This is a genomic window from Vibrio sp. 10N.222.52.C3, from assembly GCF_041474195.1.
Classification (GTDB): domain Bacteria; phylum Pseudomonadota; class Gammaproteobacteria; order Enterobacterales; family Vibrionaceae; genus Vibrio; species Vibrio crassostreae_C.
Window position 1 is genome coordinate 1 of the sequence record NZ_JBFRTQ010000233.1, and the last position, 827, is coordinate 827.

Here is an 827-nt window from a genome sequence, read left to right on the forward strand (position 1 = left end):
CATTTATATCGACGACGTTAAGCGCAATATTTAGTTGATTAATATGAGGGCTTATTACATATTGGTGTTTAATATTTAGTCGTTTTAGTGAGTTAAGGAGGATTCACGATGAGCTTTGATACATGGATTTATTATTTATTAGCGGTGCTAATTTTAACGGCATCACCAGGCCCAAGTTCTTTATTGTGCATGACCAAAGGTGTGCAATCTGGCTTTAAATTATCGATATTTACTGCCTTGGGGAGCTTAACTGCGATTACTGGTATTTTAACTTTATCGTTTACCGGGCTAGGGGTAATTATTGCTTCGTCTGAAGTGGTATTTAATGTCATAAAATGGACTGGTGCAGCTTATCTGATCTTCCTCGGTTGGAAGTCTCTGCGCTCTAGCCAACAAGATTATGACAAGTTATCGGATCAACAAGGCGGTGCTCAATCTGTCAAAGAAAGCGCTGCGCAGCATTACTTAAGTGGCTTTATTGTTGGCGCGAGTAACCCCAAAGCTATCTTGTTTTTTACTGCACTTTTCCCACAGTTTATTGATCCCTCAATTGCGCTATTACCACAGTTTACCGTGTTTGCTTTTACCTTCGCAGTGATGGAATTGTCTTGGTTATTGGTGTATGCCTACTTGGGGGCGAAGTCGTCAAATTGGTTGTTTGCGAAAGGTCGAGCCAAGGTCTTTAATCGTGTCACTGGAGGTGTCTTTATTGGGGCTGGCGCACTGCTTTCGACGACCAGTCGAGCATAACTTTCTGTTTTATCAGAGAGGTGAATGGTTACAGAATATTCTTGATGCTGTCATAAAAGGTTAATATTAATGTGCTT

Annotated in this window: 1 protein-coding gene; it reads left to right on the top strand. The window is 40.7% G+C overall.

Translation table 11 applies throughout. The annotated features are described in order from the left end of the window. Positions 1-108 precede the first annotated feature (108 nt). Positions 109-750, top strand: a complete 642-nt coding sequence (locus AB4517_RS22575) for a LysE family translocator (RefSeq protein WP_017060639.1) — start codon at positions 109-111, stop codon at positions 748-750. Positions 751-827 lie beyond the last annotated feature (77 nt).

What these genes read in the sequence shown, in the direction of transcription:
- AB4517_RS22575 (WP_017060639.1), top strand. Translation starts at nt 109, where the DNA reads ATGAGCTTTGATACATGGATTTATTATTTATTAGCGGTGCTAATTTTA.